Here is an 18,419-nt window from a genome sequence, read left to right on the forward strand (position 1 = left end):
GATGTTCCGACTCCAAGGCAGCAAGACGCTCGCCGTCGACCTGACAGGCGACGCCGTCAAGGCGAAGAACGGCTCGATGGTCGCGTACGACGGCCGGATGGCGTTCAAGAAGATGTCGGGCGGCGGTGAGGGCCTCCGCGGGATGGTGACCCGGCGGCTGACCGGCGAGCAGATGGTGATGATGGAGGTGAAGGGGGAGGGCACCTGCTATTTCGCAGACCGGGCGAGTGAGATCAACCTAGTCTCGCTGCACGGCGAGACGCTGTACGTCGAGTCCAGCAACCTGCTGGCCACCGACGCCGGGCTGCGCACCGGCACCACCTTCACGGGCCTCAGGGGCGGGGCGAGCGGCAACGGCCTGTTCACCACGACCGTCGAGGGCACCGGCCGGGCGGCGATCATGTCGGACGGCTCCGCCGTGGTGCTGCGGGTGACACCCCAGTACCCGCTGAACGTCGACCCCGGCGCCTACATCGCCCACCAGGGCAGGCTCCAGCAGCACTTCCAGTCCGGGGTCAACTTCCGGACGCTCATGGGCGAGGGCTCCGGCGAGTCCTTCCAGATCCGTTTCGAGGGCGACGGCCTGGTCTACGTACAGCCCAGTGAGCGGAACACCGTCGGAGGCGACGTCTGATGCCGTTCCGTGAGATCAACTCGAAGATGGTCGAGGCCGTGGTGGGCCCCGGCCGGACGCTGTACAGCCAGCGCGGCGCGATGCTCGCCTACCGGGGCGACGTCTCGTTCACCCCGAACATCCAGGGCGGGCAGGGCGGCCTGGGGTCGATGATCGGCCGGCGGGTGGCGAACGAGGCGACCCCGCTGATGACCGTCGAGGGCAACGGCACGGTGATGTTCGGCCACGGCGGCCACCACATCCAGGTGATCGACCTCGCGGGCGACACCTTGTACGTGGAGGCGGACCGGCTGCTCGCCTTCGACGGGACGCTCCAGCAGGGCACGATGTTCATGGGCTCGCAGGGCGGCGTGATGGGCATGGTGCGCGGCCAGGTGACCGGGCAGGGCCTCTTCACGACGACGCTCAAGGGGCACGGCGCGGTCGCCGTGATGGCGCACGGCGGGGTCGTCGAGCTGCCGATCACGCCGGGCAGGCCGGTCCATGTCGACCCGCAGGCGTACGTCGCCCACCACGGGGACGTGACGAACAAGCTGTCCACCGCGCTCGGCTGGCGCGACATGGTGGGGCGCGGTTCCGGTGAGGCGTTCCAGCTGGAGCTCAGCGGCAACGGAGCGGTGTACGTCCAGGCGTCGGAGGAGAAGCTGTGAGCACACCGGTGATTCTCGACCCGATGACGCTGCCGTCGGACGACAACGTCAACGCGTACACCTTCTGCGTGGAGCTCAAGGGGAGCCAGTGGTTCCTGCAGAAGGGCAAGATGATCGCCTACTACGGGCAGATCGAGTTCAACGGCATCGGGCACGGTCGCTTCGAGCGGCTGATCCGCACCAGCTTCCACTCCCCGCTGCACGCGAGCGACTGGGTGGTGGCCGAGGGCAGCGGCAAGATGCTGCTCGCCGACCGGGCCTTCGACGTGAACTCCTTCGACCTGGAGGACGGCAACCTGACGATCCGGTCCGGCAATCTGCTGGCCTACCAGCCGACGCTGGCGCTGAAGCAGTCGATCGTGCCGGGCTTCCTGACCCTGATCGGTACGGGGAAGTTCGTCGCCGCGTCCAACGGTCCGGTGGTCTTCATGGAGCCGCCGCTGCGGGTGGATCCGCAGGCGCTGGTGGGATGGGCGGACTGCCCCTCACCGTGCCACCACTACGATCACGGCTACATGACGGGCGTGATGGGCGGGCTCCGCTCGCTGACCGGGATCGGCGGCACCTCCGGCGAGGAGCACCAGTTCGAGTTCGTCGGGGCGGGCACGGTGCTGCTCCAGTCGTCCGAGGTGCTGATGCCGGAGCAGGCGACCGGCGCCGTCCCGCACGAGCCGGGTGTGCCGGGTGGCGGAGGTCAACACGGCTCCGCACCTCGCATGCCCGGTCAGCTGGGGGACCTCCAGCGTCGCTTCGGGCTGTGAACGGTAGTCTGCGGAGTGTGACGCCCGGCAGTGCGTGCGAGGAGTCACACCCCCAGACTTCGTCCGGCTTTCAACATCTTAGGTAGAATCCATACATGGAGACCGAGACGGCCACCCGCTGGCTGACCGATGCGGAGCAGTGCGCCTGGCGCACCCACCTGGACGTCAGCAGGCTGCTGACGCATCAGCTGGAGAAGGACCTCCAGCCGTTCGGCCTGACCATGAACGACTACGAGATCCTGGTCAACCTCTCGGAGTCGGAGGACCGGCGCCTGCGGATGAGCGATCTCGCCGCCGCCACCCTGCAGTCCAAGAGCAGGCTCTCCCACCAGATCACCCGCATGGAGAACGCCGGCCTGGTCCGGCGCGAGCACTGCGAGTCCGACCGGCGGGGGCTGTTCGCGGTCCTCACCGACCTGGGCGGCGAGACGATGCGGAAGGTCGCGCCGCACCATGTCGAGTCGGTGCGGCGGCACTTCATGGACCTGCTCTCCCCCGAGGAGCTCGCCGCACTGCACGCGGCGCTGACCCCGATCGCGGAGCACCTGCGCGGCAGGCGCGGCAAGCCGTAGACCGGACCTCAGCCGCCGGCGTCCGTTCCAGCCCCGGGCCGCCCCGGCAGCCGCAGGGTGAACCGCGCGCCGCCGCCCGCCCCTTCGCCCACCGTGAGTGTGCCTCCGTGCCGGGAGGCCACATCACGGGCGATGGCCAGGCCGAGCCCGGCCCCGCCGTCGTCGCGGCTGCGGGCGTCGTCCAGGCGTACGAAGCGCTCGAAGATCCGGTCCCGTTCGGCCTCGGGCACACCCGCTCCGTCGTCCGTGACCTCCACGAGCACATCGGCCCCGTCCGTCCGCACCGAGACGGCGACCGAACTCTCCGCGTGGCGCTCGGCGTTGTCCAGCAGATTGCCGACCACCCGCGCCAACTGGCCGCGTGATCCGCCGACTTCGAGCGTCCCGGTGTCCGCCACGGAGACCTCCGGTGCGATCCGGTCCGCCGCACGCCGATACACCTCCTCGCGGACCAGCGCGCCCAGGTCGACCGCCGTACGCCCCGGGCGCTCCCCCGCGTCCAGCCGGGCGAGCAGCAGCAGGTCGGCGGCGAGCACCTGCAGCCGTACGGTGTCGGCGACGGCTCCGGGCACGTCCAGCAGCTCCGGGTGGGCCTCACCCACCTCCAACTGGGTACGGAGCGAGGCGATCGGGCTGCGCAGCTCGTGGGAGGCGTCGGCCACGAAGCGCCGCTGCCGGTCGACCGAGGCCTCCAGCACCGTGAGGGTCTCGTTGGTCGTACGGGCCAGCCGCGCGATCTCGTCCCGGGAGTCCGGCTCGGGCACGCGGCGCCCGAGGTCCTCGGACGCGGTGATCGCGGCCAGCTCCCGCCTGATGCCCTCCACCGGGCGCAGTGCGCGCCGGGTGACCAGCCAGGTCACCCCGGCGACGACGAGCAGCATGACGGGCAGTCCGGTCAGCATGGAGTTGCGTACGGTGTCCACGGCCTCCTGCTCGGCCGCGAGCGGGGCGCCCGCATGGACGGTCAGGGTGACGCCCTCCCGCGTGGTCACCTCGACGGCGGCGAAGCGGTAGTCCGCCCTCTCCCCGTCGACCGTGGCGGTGCCGTTCGTGAAGTCCGGCGGGTCGGAGGAGACCTCGCTGCGGGGCGGGTCGGCCCCGTCGTCGTCATCGTCGTCGTCATCGTCCCCCGGGACGGTGGCCGGCGCCGGGGCGACCGGCACGACCTGTGCCGTGCCCGTCCCGGAGATCGCCTCCAGGTCCTTGGAGACGGCCACCACGCGCCCCTCCTCGTCGGTGACCTGGACGGGGTGGCTGTCCTCGTCGCCCGCCTCCAGCTCCGCGTACGCCGTGCCCAGGGCCAGCTCCCCCGCCACCTCCCGCGCGGTCACCTCGGCCTCCAGGCCCGCCCGGTCCGTCAGGTTGCCGCGCAGCACCAGCAGCACGGCCAGCCCGGCGACGGTCAGCGCGACGGCGACGACGAGGGTGGCGCCCAGGGCGGCCCTGGCCCGTACGGACCTCACAGCGCCTCCAGCCGGTAGCCCGCGCCCCGTACGGTGCGGATCGACGCGGCGCCGAGCTTGCGGCGCAGCGTGCTGATGTAGACCTCGACGATGTTCGGGTCGCCGTCGTAGGCGAAGTCCCAGACGTGTTCCAGAATGTCCGCCTTGCTCACCACCTCGCCCGTCCGCAGCACGAGCTGTTCCAGGACGGCGAACTCCTTGGCGGTGAGGGTGACTTCCTCCTCACCCCGGTGGACACGGCGGGCGGAGGTGTCCATCCGCAGCGTGCCGGCGGTCAGCACCGGCGAGGCGGAGCCACCGCGGCGGCGCAGCAGCGCGCGGATCCGCGCGACGAGCACGACGTACGAGAACGGCTTGGTCAGATAGTCGTCGGCGCCGGTGTCCAGGCCCTCCGCCTCGTCGTACTCCCCGTCCTTCGCGGTCAGCATCAGGATCGGCATCTCGTGCCCCGCGGCGCGCAGGGCGGCGCAGATCCGGTAGCCGTTCATCCCGGGCAGCATGATGTCGAGGACCACGAGGTCGTGGACGCCCTGACCCGCCAGGTGCAGCCCCTCCAGGCCGTCGTGCACGACGTCGACGGCGAAGCCCTCGGCGGTGAGTCCCCTCGCGAGGGACGTCGCGAGACGCTTCTCGTCCTCCACGATCAACAGGCGCATGGGGACAGCTTCGCAAACCGAACCTGAAGACGTCTTCAGGTGGCTTCAGGCTGCGTTCAGCATCGGCGGGCCAGTGTGGTTCCCGTCGCTCAGCACAGCACAGCACATCCCATCGGGGAGGAACCCACCATGAAGCGCAACATCGCCATCGCCACCCTCACCGCGGCCGTACTGGTCGGCGGCGGACTCGCCACGACCGCCGCCTTCGCGGACTCCGACAGCGGGGGCACGGACGACCGGACGGCCGCGGCGGACCGGGCGGCAGGCGGCAGCGGGGAGCAGAAGAGCGGACGCACCACCGTCGGCGAGGCCGCCGGCGCCGCGCTGAAGGCCGTCCCCGGCACCGTCACCGAGGCCGAGCTGGACGATGACGACGACAGCGACCGTACGGTCTGGGAGCTCGACGTGTACGGCTCCGACAAGGCCTGGCACGACGTGACCGTGGACGCGGCGAACGGCAAGGTGGCCTCGGCCCGCGAGGACGACGACAACGACGACCGCGACCGGCACGCGCCCCGCTCGGCGGCCGTGTCCCTGGACGCCGCGGTGAAGGCGGCGCTCGGCGCGCAGCCCGGCACGGTGACCTCGGTGGACCTGGACGACGACGATGACGACGACGGCAAGCGGGGTGCGCTGCGCTGGGACGTCGATGTCACGGGCAAGGACGGCAAGCAGCACGAGCTGCACGTCGATGCCGGGAGCGGCAAGGTCACCGTGGACCAGGACGACGACGACAACGACGACGGTGACGACGGCGACGACGACTGATCCGTCCCCCGGTCACGGACCCCGCGGTTCTGTCCGGCTCCGCCTCACGGCGCGAAGCCGGACAGGACCGTGCCGTCGGTGAAGGACAGGAAGACCACGTCACCGGCGGCGAGCACGTCGGACTCACCGTCGACGGGGCCGGCGAAGAACTTCGAGTCGGTCTCCTGCCTGCCGTCCCCCGACGCCTTCACGTCGTAGGCGTCGACACTCGACCCCCTGGTGAACAGGACGCTGTCGCCCGAGATCAGCACGTCGTCGACCTCGAGGTCCAGGCCGTACTCCTCGACGGTGCTCCAGAGCCGCCGGCCGTCGGCGAGACCGTACGCGTACGCCTCCTGCCCGGTGGACACCACGACCGTGCCGTCGCGCGAGACTGCCGGCTTGACGCGGATCGTCACCTCCTCGGCGATCCTGCGGCGCTTCGACGGATCGGTGAGATCCAGCACCGTGAGCCCGTCCTCACCGGAGCAGAGCAGTTGCTTCCCGGCCAGCACCGGGTATCCGCAGCCGGTGTACCCGTCGGCGGCCCGGGTCTCCGGCCGGCCCGTTTCCGGGTCGAAGACGTCGATGCCGCTCCCGACCGCCACCAGCAGGCCACCACCGGCGACCAGCGTGAAATCGAACTCGGCATACGGTCTCCGCCACTTCTCCGGACGGTCGGCCGTCAGCCGCTGGGCGACGAGCGTGCCCCGGTCGCCGCCCTGCTGCTGCTCGACGTAGTAGAGCACTCCGTCCGCGTACAAGGGGCCCATCCCGATGTGTCCCTCGGGCAGTGCCTTCCGCCACACCCGCTTGCCGTCGCCGAGCCGGAGGCCCACGAGCGCGTCACCCATGAACGCGTAGACGGTGTCCGCCCGGACAGCGGCGATCGAGTGGCCCGCGGTGCCCGGGGTCGCCGCGCCGCGTGGTTCGGGCACGGTCCAGCGCTGCTCGCCGGAGGAGGCGTCCAGCGCGGTGACGCCCCGTTCGCCCGAGCAGACGAGCACGGGGCCCGCGAGGACACAGCCGTACTCGGCGACCTTCTGCCCGTGCTTCCAGGGCCGCCAGCCCGCTGGGCGGACGGCCTCGTCGGCGCCCCGGGCCCCGAAGTCGCCCGTGCGCCCGGCGTCCGCGCCGGAGATCACGACGCCCGCCGCCGGGGTGCGGGAGGCCGCGGGCCGGGGCGTCGCGGTTCCGCCGCCCGCCGCGGGTGTCCCGCCGCCGCTCCCGTCGAGGAGGCGCGGCACCAGGACGACAGCGAGGACCGCGCAGACCGTTGCGGCTGCCGCGGCGAGCACCGGCCACCGCCGGCCGCGCCTCCCGGCAGCCGTTCCGCCCGAGGGCCCCGGTCCCACCGTGGGTTCGTGGGCGGCCGGTGGGGCCGTCCACGGGATCTGTCCGGGGCCGGCCGCTTCCGCGCACGCCACGGCCGCCGCCGCGTGGGCGGTGAGCTGCTCCGCCACCCGTCCGTTCCAGGGGAAGGGCTCGGGCGGGTCGTCCGGCAGCAGGAGGCGGGCCAGCTCCGCCGGCTCCGGCCGGTCCTCGGCACGTCCGCCGAGGCACTGCTCGATCACGCCGCGCAGTCCCGCCGGCACCGAGTCCAGTTCGGGTTCGCCGTGTGCGATACGGAAGATCACGGCGGCCATGTCGGAGTCGTCGAACGGGCCGCGCCCGGTCGCGGCGAAGGCGAGCACCGCGCCCAGGCAGAAGACGTCGGAGGCGGGGACCAGGGCCCGGGAGCCGTTGACGTGTTCGGGCGAGATGTAACCGGGAGTGCCGACCACCACCCCTGTCCGGGTCAGCTGGGTGGCCTCGAAAGCCTGGGCGATACCGAAGTCGATCACCTTCGGCCCGTCGGCACCGAGCAGGACGTTGCCCGGTTTGAGGTCGCGGTGCAGGACCCGCACGGCGTGCATGTCGGCGAGTGCCAGGGCGAGGCGCGAACCGGCGGCACGGACGACGGCCTCGGGCAGCGGGCCCGTACGGGAGACCGCCTCGGCGAGCGACGGGCCCGGCACGTACTCCGTGGCGAGCCAGGGGGCGGTGCCGGTCGCGTCGCCCGCGACGAGAGCCGCCGTGTGCGGACTGCGCACGGCACCGGCCGCCTCGATCTCCCGGCGGAAGCGGATGCGGAAACCGTCGTCGAGGTCGAGTCCGGCGAGCACGGTCTTGAGGGCGACCAGCCCGGCGAGGGGTGCGCCGGGGACCGCGGGGGCGTGGTCCGGCCGCGCCAGGTACACCTCGCCCATGCCTCCCGCGCCGAGCAGCCCCAGGAGCCTGTACGGGCCGATGCGGGTGCGGCTGCCGGGGGGCAGGGGCCCGATCACGAGGCGTCCGGACCGGGCAGCCCGACGGAGAGGACGACGCCCTGGTGGTACACGACGTGGACGGCTCCGCCGGTGGGCAGGACCTCGGGCGGCAGGATCTCCTTGTCCATCCGCACACCCCATTCGAGTACGTCGTACGCCGGCTCGGCGGCGGGTCCGGGCGAGCCCGCGAGTGCGGTCCGGCGGACGGGGCCCGGTGTGCCCCCGTCGTTCAGCGCGACGGTGTACAGGTGCGTGGTGTCGGCCCAGAGCAGGGTGTCCTCGGTGATCACCGGAACCGACGCCGGGTTGGTCGGCGAGCCCGCGGTCCTCCTGTCCAGCGGGTAACGGCCCAGCACCTTGTCGCTGTCCCGCCGCATCACGACGATCTCGGGACTGCCCGGGTCGTCCTCCCAGGGGAGACCGCCGCGCACGAGGACGCTCACATGGTCGTCGACCGCCACCAGCGGTGCCTCGTTGACCTCGGCGGAGGGCACGGAGATCTGCCCGGTGACGTCCAGGGAGTCCGCGTCGAGCCGGTTCAGCGTGGCGCCACCGCCGGAGTACGAGCCGCAGTACACGAAGTCGGGACGTGCCAGCGCCCCCCTGCACCGGTTGTCCTCGTCGGTCATCCGGCCGAGTTCCGCTCCGTCCTTGGTCCGCAGGGCCCGCAGCCCCTCCTCGTTGCGGATGTAGAGCACACCGTCCCTGGTGGCCAGTGGCCAGAAGTTGTCCTCCTGGGCCTTCGCCAGTCCTTCGGCGACGAGGGGTTTCCGCCAGACCTCCTTACCGGTCCGCAGGTCGAAGGCGGCGACCTCCGAACCGCCGGGCCGGTCACCGATGTCGGCGAACACCAGCCCGTCGGCGACGAGCGGGGCGCTCTCCAGCAGAAAGGCCCCGCCGGACCGGATGTCCCAGCGAGGTTTCCCCGTCAGGGCGTCGACCGCGACGAGGCGGTTGCCGGTGGCGAAGAACACCGTGTCGTCGTGGACCGCGGGGCGGGTCGACCCGCCGGGCATGAAGAACTGCCCGGTGGGACTGATGCGGGCGCCCACCGACTGCTCCTCGTCCGTCGCGTACTCCCACAGCCGCTCGCCGTCCGCCGCCGACACCGCCTCGTACGACCCGTCCACCCGCCGGCACACCAGCACGTCCCGGCCCGCGGCGCAGCCCAGCGGGGTACCGGCGAACTCGCCCTTCCACGGTTTCCAGCCGGTGGGGCGGACCTCACGGCCGTAGGACACGGTGCCGGAGTTCTCCGGCCCGCCGCCCGTGTCGACGCCCGCCACGATCCGGGCGGGGGCCTTTCCGCCCCCGCCGCCCCCATCGTCCGCGCCCCCGCCACCGCCGTCGCCGTCGTCCCGCAGCGCGAGCAGACCTCCCGTGGCCGCCCCGGCCAGGACGATCGCGGCCAGGGCCGCTCCGAGGAGGCGCCGGCGGCGGGCAGAGCGGGCGGGAGCGTCTCCGGGCGGCAGCCCGGGCCCCTGGGTGGGCAGCCGGCCGACCCGTACCGGCCCCGGCCCCTGCGTGGGCAGCTGGTCCAGGGGTGTCCTGCTGCCCGTGGCCGCCTGCGTCGGGGTGTATCCCGGCAGCAGCGGCCCGCCCAGCGCCCGGACGGAGGCGAGCTCGCGCTCGTACTCGGCGATGTGGGCCGCCACCGGGCCGGGCCACCCCACCGACCCCTCCGGGGCCAGCCGGGCGGCGAGTTCGGCGGGGGTGGGGCGGGCGGAGGGGTCGGCAACCAGGCAGTCCTGGAGCACCGCGCGCAGGGCGCCGGGCACTGCGTCGAGGTCGGCCTCGACGTACTTCACCCGGTACAGCACCGCGGCCACCGGGCCGTCGCCGAACGGGTCGTGGCCCGTCGCCGCGAAGCAGAGGACGGACGCGAGGCAGAAGACGTCGGAGGCGGGCACCACGCGTCCGCTGCCCGCCACGTGCTCCGGGGACATGAAGGCGGGGCTGCCGATCATGCGGCTGGTCGTCGTGAGCGGGGTGGCGCCCGCGCCGCGGGCGATCCCGAAGTCGATCAGGCGCGGCCCGTCGGCGGCGAGCAGGACGTTGCCGGGTTTCACGTCCCGGTGCACGACCCCGGCCTCGTGGACGGTGCCCAGGGCCCTGGCGAGCCGCGCCCCGAGCATCCGGACCTCTTCCTCCTCCAGGGCGCCCGACCGGCGCACCGCGGCCGACAGGGTCGGGCCCGCGACGTAGCCCGTGGCCAGCCAGGGCACGTCGGCGTCGGCGTCACCGTCCAGAACGGGGGCCAGGGCGGGGCCGGTCACCGACCGGGCGACCTCGATCTCGCGGCGGAAGCGTTGCCTGAACCCGGGGTCCTGGGCCACGTCGCGCCTGACCGTCTTGACCGCGACGGGAGCGACGTCGTCGCCGGAGCCGTCGCGCAGCCCGAGGAACACCTCACCCATGCCGCCGGCGCCGAGCCTCGCCAGCACGGCGTACGGCCCGATACGTCTCGGTGCGTCCTCGCGCAACGGCCCCAGCATGCGTCCCCCCGAGGTGCATGACCGGCGCGCACCGCACGCGCCCCGTGCGCGGCATCTTTTCACGCCCCGTCAGGCGGGGAGAACGGTCCTTCCGGACACGGCGGCAGCGGCTCCCGGGCGGCCCGCACGCCGCCCGGGGGCCGTCAGTTCGCGCCGGTGAGTCCCGCGACCAGCTCGTCCGCCGCGGCGTACGGGTCGAGGCCTCCGGCCACGATCCGTTCCGCGAGGGCGTCCAGCCGGCGGTCGCCGTGCAGATCGGCGATCCGCTCGCGGAGCGCGGTGACCGCGATCGTCTCGACCTCGCGGGCCGCACGCGCCGTGCGCCGCTCGGCCAGAACGCCGTGCTCCTCCATCCACGCCCGGTGCTTCTCCAGGGCCTCGACCACCTCGTCGAGCCCCTCGCCGCGGGCGGCGACCGTCTTCACGATCGGCGGCCGCCAGTCACCGGGCCCCCGGGACTCGCCCAGGCCCAGCATGTGGTTGAGCTCGCGCGCGGTGGCGTCCGCGCCGTCCCGGTCGGCCTTGTTGACGACGTACACGTCGCCGATCTCCAGGATTCCGGCCTTGGCCGCCTGGATGCCGTCGCCCATGCCCGGGGCGAGGAGGACGACGGAGGTGTCGGCCTGGGAGGCGATCTCCACCTCCGACTGGCCCACCCCCACCGTCTCCACCAGGATCACGTCGCAGCCCGCCGCGTCCAGCACCCGGATCGCCTGCGGCGCCGACCAGGCGAGGCCGCCCAGGTGCCCCCGGGTGGCCATCGAGCGGATGTAGACGCCCGGGTCGGAGGCGTGCTCCGACATCCTGACCCGGTCCCCGAGGAGCGCGCCCCCGGAGAACGGCGACGACGGGTCGACGGCCAGGACGCCGACCCGCTTGCCGGCCTTCCGGTACGCGGAGACCAGGGCCGAGGTCGAGGTGGACTTCCCGACACCCGGCGATCCGGTCAGGCCGACGACGTAGGCGTGGCCGGCCAGCGGTGCCAGGGCGGCCATCACCTCACGCAGCTGCGGCGAGGCACCCTCCACCAGGGAGATGAGCCGGGCCACCGCACGCGGCCTGCCCTCACGTGCCTGCTCGACCAGGGTGGGGACGTCCACCTTCACGCTCGGCCTCCTCGCTCGCTCGTACGGACTACTTGCCCGGTACGCGGATGATCAACGCGTCGCCCTGGCCGCCGCCGCCGCACAGCGCCGCCGCCCCGGTGCCGCCGCCGCGTCGCTTCAGCTCCAGCGCCAGGTGCAGCACCACACGGGCGCCCGACATGCCGATGGGGTGGCCGAGCGCGATCGCACCGCCGTTGACGTTGACCTTGTCGGAGGTGACGCCGAGGTCCTTCATCGACTGGACCGCGACGGCCGCGAAGGCCTCGTTGATCTCGATGAGGTCGAGGTCCTCGACGCCGATGCCCTCCTTCTTCAGGGCGTGCCGGATGGCGTTGGACGGCTGCGACTGGAGCGAGTTGTCCGGGCCCGCGACGTTGCCGTGGGCTCCGATCTCGGCGATCCAGTCCAGGCCCAGCGCCTCGGCCTTCGCCTTGCTCATGACCACGACGGCGGCGGCGCCGTCGGAGATCTGCGAGGAGGTCCCCGCCGTGATCGTGCCGTCCTTGGTGAAGGCCGGGCGCAGCTTCCCCAGGGACTCGGCGGTCGTTTCGGGGCGGATGCCCTCGTCCTTGGCGAAGAGGACCGGGTCGCCCTTGCGCTGCGGGATCTCGACGGGCGTGATCTCGGCCTCGAAGATGCCGTTCTTCTGCGCGGCGGCGGCGCGCTGGTGGGACTGGGCCCCGATCTCGTCCTGGTCGGCGCGGGTCAGGCCCAGGCGGGTGTTGTGCTTCTCGGTGGACTCGCCCATCGGGATGTTCTCGTAGGCGTCGGTCAGGCCGTCGTACGCCATCGAGTCGAGCATCTCGACCGCGCCGTACTTGTATCCCTCGCGGGACTTCGGCAGCAGGTGCGGGGCGTTGGTCATGGACTCCTGGCCGCCGGCCACCACGACGTCGAACTCACCGGCGCGGATCAGCTGGTCCGCGAGGGCGATCGCGTCGAGCCCCGAGAGGCACACCTTGTTGACGGTGAGCGCGGGGACGTTCAGCGGGATGCCGGCCTTGACGGCCGCCTGGCGTGCCGGGATCTGCCCTGCCCCGGCCTGGAGCACCTGGCCCATGATCACGTACTCGACCTGGTCCCCGCCGATGCCGGCCCGGTCCAGCGCCGCCTTGATGGCGAAGCCGCCGAGGTCGGCTCCGGAGAAGCTCTTCAGCGAGCCGAGGAGACGGCCCATGGGCGTCCGCGCGCCCGCGACGATCACTGAGGTGGTTCCGGTCGTTCCTGACATGAGGCACAGCCCCTTGATTAGGTTGTGAACGAGGGTTTACTCGAATGTACTGAGCGGTACGGCGCCCGTCATCCGGCTGTCGGTGTGATCGCGCGCACGTTGCGTAACCATCCCCGGAGCGCTGCACTGGTTCCATGCTGACGCGAATCGACCACATCGGAATCGCCTGTTTCGACCTCGACAGGACGGTGGAGTTCTACCGCGCGACCTACGGCTTCGAGGTGTACCACTCCGAGACCAACGAGGAGCAGGGTGTGCGCGAGGCCATGCTGAAGATCAACGACACCTCGGACGGCGGTGCTTCGTACCTCCAGCTCCTGGAACCGACCCGTGCGGACTCCGCCGTCGGCAAGTGGCTGGAAAAGAACGGTGAGGGTGTGCACCACATCGCGTTCGGGACCGCCGACGTCGACGGGGACGCCGCGGACATCGGCGGGAAGGGCGTGCGGGTGCTGTACGACGAGCCCAGGACCGGGTCGATGGGCTCCCGGATCACCTTCCTGCACCCCAAGGACTGCCACGGTGTGCTGACGGAACTGGTCACCTCGGCGACCGAGGCCTGACCCGGCCGGTATCCGGCCCGGTAGAGTGGGCGGCTCCGGGCCGGGGCCGGGCCGGGGCCGCGCCGCGTCCTCGCCGTTGATCTGTCACCATTCCCCGGGGGACCGCTCGCCGGCGGGCGGTCCTCGTATGGAGAATTGCGACCAGGGTTGGGGTCTCCCCTGCTCGAACGCAGTGGAGAGCTCGGGTTGGGGTGTCCCCTGCTCGAACCAGTTGAGAGCTCGGGGAAGGATGGGACCGCGCAGTGCGGGGCTACGAAAGCCAGCAGAGCCACCGAGCTGAAGACGACCATCTCTCGCGGTTCGAAGCCGAGATGGACCGGCTGAAGACCGACCGGGAGAAGGCCGTCCAGCACGCCGAGGACCTCGGTTACCAGGTCGAGGTCTTGCGTGCCAAGCTGCACGAGGCCCGGCGCAACCTCGCGACCCGTCCCGCACACGACAGCGCGGACATCGGCTACCAGGCCGAGCAGATGCTGCGCAACGCCCAGATCCAGGCCGACCAACTGCGCACCGACGCCGAGCGCGAGCTGCGCGAGGCCAGGGCGCAGACGCAGCGGATCCTGCAGGAGCACGCGGAGCACCAGGCCCGGCTGCAGGCCGAGTTGCACGCCGAGGCCGTGCAGCGGCGGCAGCGGCTCGACCAGGAGCTGGCGGAGCGCCGGCAGACCGTCGAGTCCCACGTCAACGAGAACGTCGCCTGGGCCGAGCAGTTGCGGGCCAGGACCGAGTCCCAGGCCCGCCGCCTCCTGGACGAGTCGCGCACGGAGGCCGAGCAGTCGCTGGCCGCCGCCCGCGCCGAGGCCGCCCGGCTCGCGGACGAGACCCGCCGGCGCGTCAACTCCGAGGCCGAGTCGGCCCGTGCCGAGGCCGAGGCCACGCTGCTGCGCGCCCGCAGGGACGCCGAGCGGCTGCTCGACGCGGCCTCGACGCAGGCCCAGGAGGCGACCACTCACGCCGAGCGGCTGCGTTCGGCGGCCACCTCCGAGACCGAGCAGACGCGGCAGCAGACCGCGGAGCTGAACCGCACCGCCGAGCAGCGCATGCAGGAGGCGGAGACCCGGCTGCGCGAGGCCCGGCTGGAGGCGGAGAAGGTCCTCGCCGAGGCGAAGGACGCCGCGGCCAAGCGGCTGGCCGGCGCCGAGTCGCAGAACGAGCAGCGCACCCGTACGGCCAAGTCCGAGATCGCCCGCCTGGTCGGCGAGGCCACGAAGCAGGCCGAGACGCTCAAGGAAGAGGCCGAGCAGGCGCTCGTCGACGCCCGGGCGGAGGCCGAGCGGGTGGTCGCCGAGGCGGCCGAGAAGGCCCGCACGCTGGCCGCCGAGGACGCCGCGGCCCAGCTCGCCAAGGCCGCCCGTAGCGCCGAGGAGGTCCTGACCAAGGCCTCCGACGACGCGAAGTCGACCACCAAGGCCGCCGGTGAGGAGGCCGACCGGATCCGCCGCGAGGCCGAGGCCGAGGCGGACCGGCTGCGCGGCGAGGCCGCCGAGCAGGCCGACCAGCTCAAGGGCGCGGCCAAGGACGACACCAAGGAGTACCGGGCCAAGACCGTCGAGCTGCAGGAGGAGGCCCGCCGGCTGCGCGGCGAGGCCGAGCAGCTGCGCTCCGAGGCCGTCGCCGAGGGTGAGCGGATCCGTGGCGAGGCCCGCCGCGAGGCCGTCCAGCAGCTCGAGGAGGGTGCCCGCACCGCCGAGGAGCTGCTCACCAAGGCCAAGGCCGACGCCGAGGAGCTGCGTACCTCCGCCGGCACCGAGAGCGAGCGCGTCAGGACCGAGGCCGCCGAGCGCGCCGCCACCCTGCGCAAGCAGGCCGAGGAAGCGCTGGAACGCAGCCGCGCCGAGGCCGAGAAGGTGCGCGCCGAGGCCGAGGAGCAGGCGGCCGCCCTGACCGCCGCCGCGGAGACCGCGGCCGCGTCCCTGCGGGAGGAGACCGAGCAGGCCATAGAGGCCCGCAAGGCCGAGGCCGCCGACGAGCTGACACGGCTGCACACCGAGGCCGAGTCCCGGGTCACCGCCGCGGAGGAGGCGCTCGGCCAGGCGCGTACGGAGGCTGAGCGGATCCGCCGCGAGACGAGCGAGGAGTCCGAGCGGCTGCGCGCGGAGGCCGCGGAGCGGATCCGTGCGCTCCAGGAGCAGGCCACGACGGAGGCCGAGAGCCTGCGCACCGAGGCCGCCGCCGACGCCGCCCAGTCCCGTGCGGAGGGCGAGTCCGTGGCCGTACGGCTGCGCAGCGAGGCCGCGGCCGAGGCGGAGCGGCTGAAGACCGAGGCGCAGGAGAGCGCCGACCGGGTCCGCTCCGAGGCGGCGGCAGCCGCCGAGCGGGTCGGAGCGGAGGCGGCCGAGGCCCTGGCCGCCGCCCAGGAGGAGGCCAACCGCCGCCGGCGCGCCGCGGAGGAGGCACTCGGCTCGGCGCGTGCGGAGGCCGAGCAGGAGCGCGAGCGCGCCCGCGAGCAGAGCGAGGAGCTCCTCGCCTCCGCCCGCAAGCGGGTCGAGGAGGCCCAGGACGAGGCCCAGCGGCTGGTCGCGGAGGCGGAGAGCCGGGCCTCCGAGCTGGTCTCGGCCGCCGAGCAGACCGCTCAGCAGGTGCGGGACTCCGTGGCCGGACTGCAGGAGCAGGCCGAGGAGGAGATCACCGGGCTGCGTTCCGCCGCCGAGCACTCGGCGGAGCGGACGAGGACCGAGGCGCAGGAGGAGGCGGACCGGGTCAGGACCGACGCCTACGCCGAGCGCGAGCGGGCCACCGAGGACGCCAACCGCGTCCGCCAGGTCGCGCACGAGGAGGCGGACGCCGCCAAGGCCCTGGCCGAGCGGACCGTGTCGGAGGCCATCGCCGAGTCGGAGAAGCTGCGCTCGGACACCTCGGAGTACAGCCAGCGGATGCGTACGGAGGCCTCCGACGCCCTCGCGTCGGCGGAGCAGGACGCCTCCCGTGCCCGCGGTGAGGCCCGTGAGGACGCCAACCGGATCCGCTCCGAGGCCGCGGCGCAGGCCGACCGGCTCATGGCCGAGGCGACGACCGAGAGCGAGCGGATCCGCGCCGAGGCGACCGAGCAGTCGGAGCGCTTCGTCGGAGAGGCGACCGACGAGGCGGAGCGGCTGCGCGCGGAGGCGGCGCAGACCGTCGGTTCGGCCCAGGAGCACGCGGCCCGCACCCGCGAGGAGTCGGAGCGGCTGAGGGCCGACGCCGAGGCCGCGGCGGAGCAGTTGCGCGCCGAGGCCCGCCAGGAGGCGGACCGGCTGCTCGACGAGGCGCGCGAGGCCGCGGCGAAGCGCCGTGCCGACGCTGCCGAACAGGCCGACCAGCTCGTGGCGAAGGCCCAGGAGGAGGCGCTGCGCGCCGCCACCGAGGCCGAGCAGCAGGCCGACAGCATGGTCGGCGCCGCGCGCAACGAGGCGGTGCGGATCACCTCGGAGGCGACGGTCGAGGGCAACACCCTGGTGGAGAGGGCCCGTACGGACGCGGACGAGCTGCTCGTCGGCGCCCGCCGGGACGCCACCGCCACCCGGGAGCGTGCGGAGGAGCTCAGGGCCCGGATCGAGAGCGAGATCGAGGAGCTGCACGAGCGCGCCAGGCGTGAGACCTCCGAGCAGATGAAGACCGCCGGGGAGCGCGTCGACAAGCTGATGAAGGCCGCGACGGAGCAGCGCGCCGAGGCCGAGGCCCAGGCCAAGGAGCTGCTGGCGGACGCGAATTCGGAGGCGAGCAAGGTCCGTATCGCCGCCGTGAAGCGTGCCGAGTCGCTGCTGAAGGAGGCCGAGACGAAGAAGGCCGAGCTGACCCGGGTGGCCGAGAAGCTGCGCGCCGACGCCCAGGCCGAGGCGGAGCAGATGGTCGACGAGGGCCGCCGGGAGCTGGACCTGCTGGTCCGCAGGCGCGAGGACATCAATACGGAGATCTCCCGTGTCCAGGACGTCCTGGAGGCGTTGGAATCTTTCGAGGCTCCGGGGGGAACGGGTAAGGCGTCGGGCGGCGCTTCCGGGGGCGTCAAGGCCGGTGCGGCGGCGGGTAACCGGTCGGGCGGCAAGGCGTCGGACGGGTAGCCGCACCCGTACTTCGCCATGAACATTCAAACCTTCGGGTCGCAAGCCCTCCGGGCGTCAGCCACTCAAAAGGGGTGTCATTCTCCATACCAAAGCGGCATCTTCACGTTGACACGCCGTTCCGGCCCCTAGGATTCCCCCTAACACCTCACCGGTCTCATTCGACAGGAACCCCATGAGCGACCCTTCCTCCCCCTTCGGCTTCGAGCTCGTGCGACGTGGATACGACCGCGGTCAGGTGGACGACCGCATTACCAAAATCGTCGCCGACCGTGACAGCGCTCTCGCACGGATCACCTCTCTGGAAAAGCGCATCGAGGAGCTCCACCTCGAAACGCAGAACGCCCAGGCCCAGGTCAACGACGCCGAGCCGTCGTACGCCGGGCTCGGTGCACGCGTGGAGAAGATCCTCCGTCTCGCCGAGGAGGAGGCGAAGGACCTGCGTGAGGAGGCCCGCCGCGCGGCCGAGCAGCACCGTGAGCTGGCCGAGTCGGCCGCCCAGCAGGTGCGCAACGACGCGGAGACGTTCGCCGCGGAGCGCAAGGCGAAGGCCGAGGACGACGGCGTCCGCATCGTCGAGAAGGCCAAGGGCGAGGCGAGCACGCTCCGCACCGACGCCCAGAAGGACGCCCAGCAGAAGCGCGAGGAGGCGGACGCCCTCTTCGAGGAGACCCGCGCCAAGGCCGCCCAGGCCGCCGCGGACTTCGAGACGAACCTCGCCAAGCGGCGTGAGCAGTCGGAGCGCGACCTCGCGTCCCGTCAGGCGAAGGCCGAGAAGCGCCTCGCCGAGATCGAGCACCGTGCGGAGCAGCTCCGCCTGGAGGCCGAGAAGCTCCGTACGGACGCCGAGCGCCGGGCCCGTCAGACGGTGGAGACGGCTCAGCGTCAGGCCGAGGACATCGTGGCCGACGCGAACGCCAAGGCCGACCGGATCCGCAGCGAGTCGGAGCGCGAGCTGGCGGCGCTCACCAACCGCCGCGACTCGATCAACGCCCAGCTGACCAACGTCCGCGAGATGCTGGCGACGCTGACGGGTGCCGCGGTCGCCGCCGCCGGCTCCCCGGCGGAGGACGAGTCCGCCACCCGTGGGGTCCCCGCCCAGCAGACCCGCTGAGCGACACCTACATCAGCTGTACCCCTTGCGCGCCCGGTTCCGCCTTTGTGGTGGCGCCGGGCGCGCGGCCGTTCTAGCGTG

Annotated in this window: 14 protein-coding genes; 8 read left to right on the forward strand and 6 right to left on the reverse strand. The window is 72.8% G+C overall.

Annotation, left to right across the window (positions count from 1 at the left end; genetic code table 11):
- Nucleotide 1 precedes the first annotated feature (1 nt).
- The 4 genes from AB0P41_RS17100 (at nucleotide 2) to AB0P41_RS17115 (ending at nucleotide 2,617) form a co-directional block, all read left to right on the forward strand.
- Nucleotides 2-634: an AIM24 family protein gene (locus AB0P41_RS17100; RefSeq protein ID WP_365932841.1), complete on the forward strand. Its 633-nt coding sequence runs from the start codon at nucleotides 2-4 to the stop codon at nucleotides 632-634.
- Nucleotides 634-1,284, forward strand: coding sequence for an AIM24 family protein (locus tag AB0P41_RS17105; RefSeq protein ID WP_356711543.1), 651 nt, complete (start codon nucleotides 634-636; stop codon nucleotides 1,282-1,284). The genes AB0P41_RS17100 and AB0P41_RS17105 overlap by 1 nt, the downstream gene beginning before the upstream one ends.
- On the forward strand, nucleotides 1,281-2,045 hold the full coding sequence (locus tag AB0P41_RS17110; protein WP_356711545.1) for an AIM24 family protein: 765 nt from the start codon (nucleotides 1,281-1,283) through the stop codon (nucleotides 2,043-2,045). Before AB0P41_RS17105 ends, AB0P41_RS17110 begins: the two co-directional genes overlap by 4 nt.
- A gap of 95 nt (nucleotides 2,046-2,140) precedes the next feature.
- Nucleotides 2,141-2,617: a MarR family transcriptional regulator gene (locus tag AB0P41_RS17115; protein ID WP_356711547.1), complete on the forward strand. Its 477-nt coding sequence runs from the start codon at nucleotides 2,141-2,143 to the stop codon at nucleotides 2,615-2,617.
- 8 nt (nucleotides 2,618-2,625) lie between these two features.
- Here AB0P41_RS17115 and AB0P41_RS17120 read toward each other — a convergent pair whose 3' ends face one another.
- Complete coding sequence (locus AB0P41_RS17120) at nucleotides 2,626-4,080, reverse strand: HAMP domain-containing sensor histidine kinase (RefSeq protein WP_365932682.1); 1,455 nt, start codon at nucleotides 4,078-4,080, stop codon at nucleotides 2,626-2,628.
- Entirely contained in the window at nucleotides 4,077-4,736 is a 660-nt protein-coding gene (locus AB0P41_RS17125; protein ID WP_356711550.1) for a response regulator transcription factor, read from the reverse strand. The genes AB0P41_RS17120 and AB0P41_RS17125 overlap by 4 nt, the downstream gene beginning before the upstream one ends.
- 129 nt (nucleotides 4,737-4,865) lie before the next feature.
- On the opposite strand from AB0P41_RS17125, the gene AB0P41_RS17130 reads away from it, so the two are divergent.
- Nucleotides 4,866-5,504, forward strand: a complete 639-nt coding sequence (locus AB0P41_RS17130) for a PepSY domain-containing protein (RefSeq protein WP_365932684.1) — start codon at nucleotides 4,866-4,868, stop codon at nucleotides 5,502-5,504.
- 44 nt (nucleotides 5,505-5,548) lie between these two features.
- Here the strand turns inward: AB0P41_RS17130 and AB0P41_RS17135 are convergent, their stop codons facing one another.
- From AB0P41_RS17135 to AB0P41_RS17150, 4 genes are all read right to left on the reverse strand, one after another.
- Nucleotides 5,549-7,810, reverse strand: coding sequence for a PQQ-binding-like beta-propeller repeat protein (locus AB0P41_RS17135; RefSeq protein WP_365932687.1), 2,262 nt, complete (start codon nucleotides 7,808-7,810; stop codon nucleotides 5,549-5,551).
- On the reverse strand, nucleotides 7,807-10,275 hold the full coding sequence (locus AB0P41_RS17140) for a serine/threonine-protein kinase (protein WP_365932689.1): 2,469 nt from the start codon (nucleotides 10,273-10,275) through the stop codon (nucleotides 7,807-7,809). Before AB0P41_RS17140 ends, AB0P41_RS17135 begins: the two co-directional genes overlap by 4 nt.
- A 155-nt stretch (nucleotides 10,276-10,430) precedes the next feature.
- A complete protein-coding gene (gene meaB, locus AB0P41_RS17145) occupies nucleotides 10,431-11,393 on the reverse strand; it encodes a methylmalonyl Co-A mutase-associated GTPase MeaB (RefSeq protein ID WP_356711558.1) in 963 nt (320 codons plus the stop codon).
- 28 nt (nucleotides 11,394-11,421) lie between these two features.
- Entirely contained in the window at nucleotides 11,422-12,624 is a 1,203-nt protein-coding gene (locus AB0P41_RS17150; RefSeq protein ID WP_365932691.1) for an acetyl-CoA C-acetyltransferase, read from the reverse strand.
- 134 nt (nucleotides 12,625-12,758) lie between these two features.
- Between AB0P41_RS17150 and mce the strand changes: the two genes are divergently transcribed.
- From mce to AB0P41_RS17165, 3 genes are all read left to right on the forward strand, one after another.
- A complete protein-coding gene (gene mce, locus AB0P41_RS17155) occupies nucleotides 12,759-13,187 on the forward strand; it encodes a methylmalonyl-CoA epimerase (RefSeq protein WP_365932692.1) in 429 nt (142 codons plus the stop codon).
- A gap of 242 nt (nucleotides 13,188-13,429) precedes the next feature.
- Complete coding sequence (gene scy, locus AB0P41_RS17160; RefSeq protein WP_365932693.1) at nucleotides 13,430-17,224, forward strand: polarized growth protein Scy; 3,795 nt, start codon at nucleotides 13,430-13,432, stop codon at nucleotides 17,222-17,224.
- 175 nt (nucleotides 17,225-17,399) lie between these two features.
- Nucleotides 17,400-18,338, forward strand: a complete 939-nt coding sequence (locus tag AB0P41_RS17165; protein ID WP_356711566.1) for a cellulose-binding protein — start codon at nucleotides 17,400-17,402, stop codon at nucleotides 18,336-18,338.
- Nucleotides 18,339-18,419 lie beyond the last annotated feature (81 nt).

This window comes from Streptomyces sp. NPDC079167 (assembly GCF_040686735.1).
Taxonomy (GTDB): domain Bacteria; phylum Actinomycetota; class Actinomycetes; order Streptomycetales; family Streptomycetaceae; genus Streptomyces.

Excerpts from the sequence above, each read along its gene's own strand:
- AB0P41_RS17115 (WP_356711547.1), top strand. The coding sequence starts at position 2,141 with ATGGAGACCGAGACGGCCACCCGCTGGCTGACCGATGCGGAGCAGTGC.
- AB0P41_RS17165 (WP_356711566.1), top strand. The coding sequence starts at position 17,400 with ATGAGCGACCCTTCCTCCCCCTTCGGCTTCGAGCTCGTGCGACGTGGA.
- AB0P41_RS17150 (WP_365932691.1), bottom strand. The coding sequence starts at position 12,624 with ATGTCAGGAACGACCGGAACCACCTCAGTGATCGTCGCGGGCGCGCGG.
- AB0P41_RS17125 (WP_356711550.1), bottom strand. The coding sequence starts at position 4,736 with ATGCGCCTGTTGATCGTGGAGGACGAGAAGCGTCTCGCGACGTCCCTC.
- mce (WP_365932692.1), top strand. The coding sequence starts at position 12,759 with ATGCTGACGCGAATCGACCACATCGGAATCGCCTGTTTCGACCTCGAC.
- AB0P41_RS17105 (WP_356711543.1), top strand. The coding sequence starts at position 634 with ATGCCGTTCCGTGAGATCAACTCGAAGATGGTCGAGGCCGTGGTGGGC.
- AB0P41_RS17100 (WP_365932841.1), top strand. The coding sequence starts at position 2 with ATGTTCCGACTCCAAGGCAGCAAGACGCTCGCCGTCGACCTGACAGGC.
- AB0P41_RS17130 (WP_365932684.1), top strand. The coding sequence starts at position 4,866 with ATGAAGCGCAACATCGCCATCGCCACCCTCACCGCGGCCGTACTGGTC.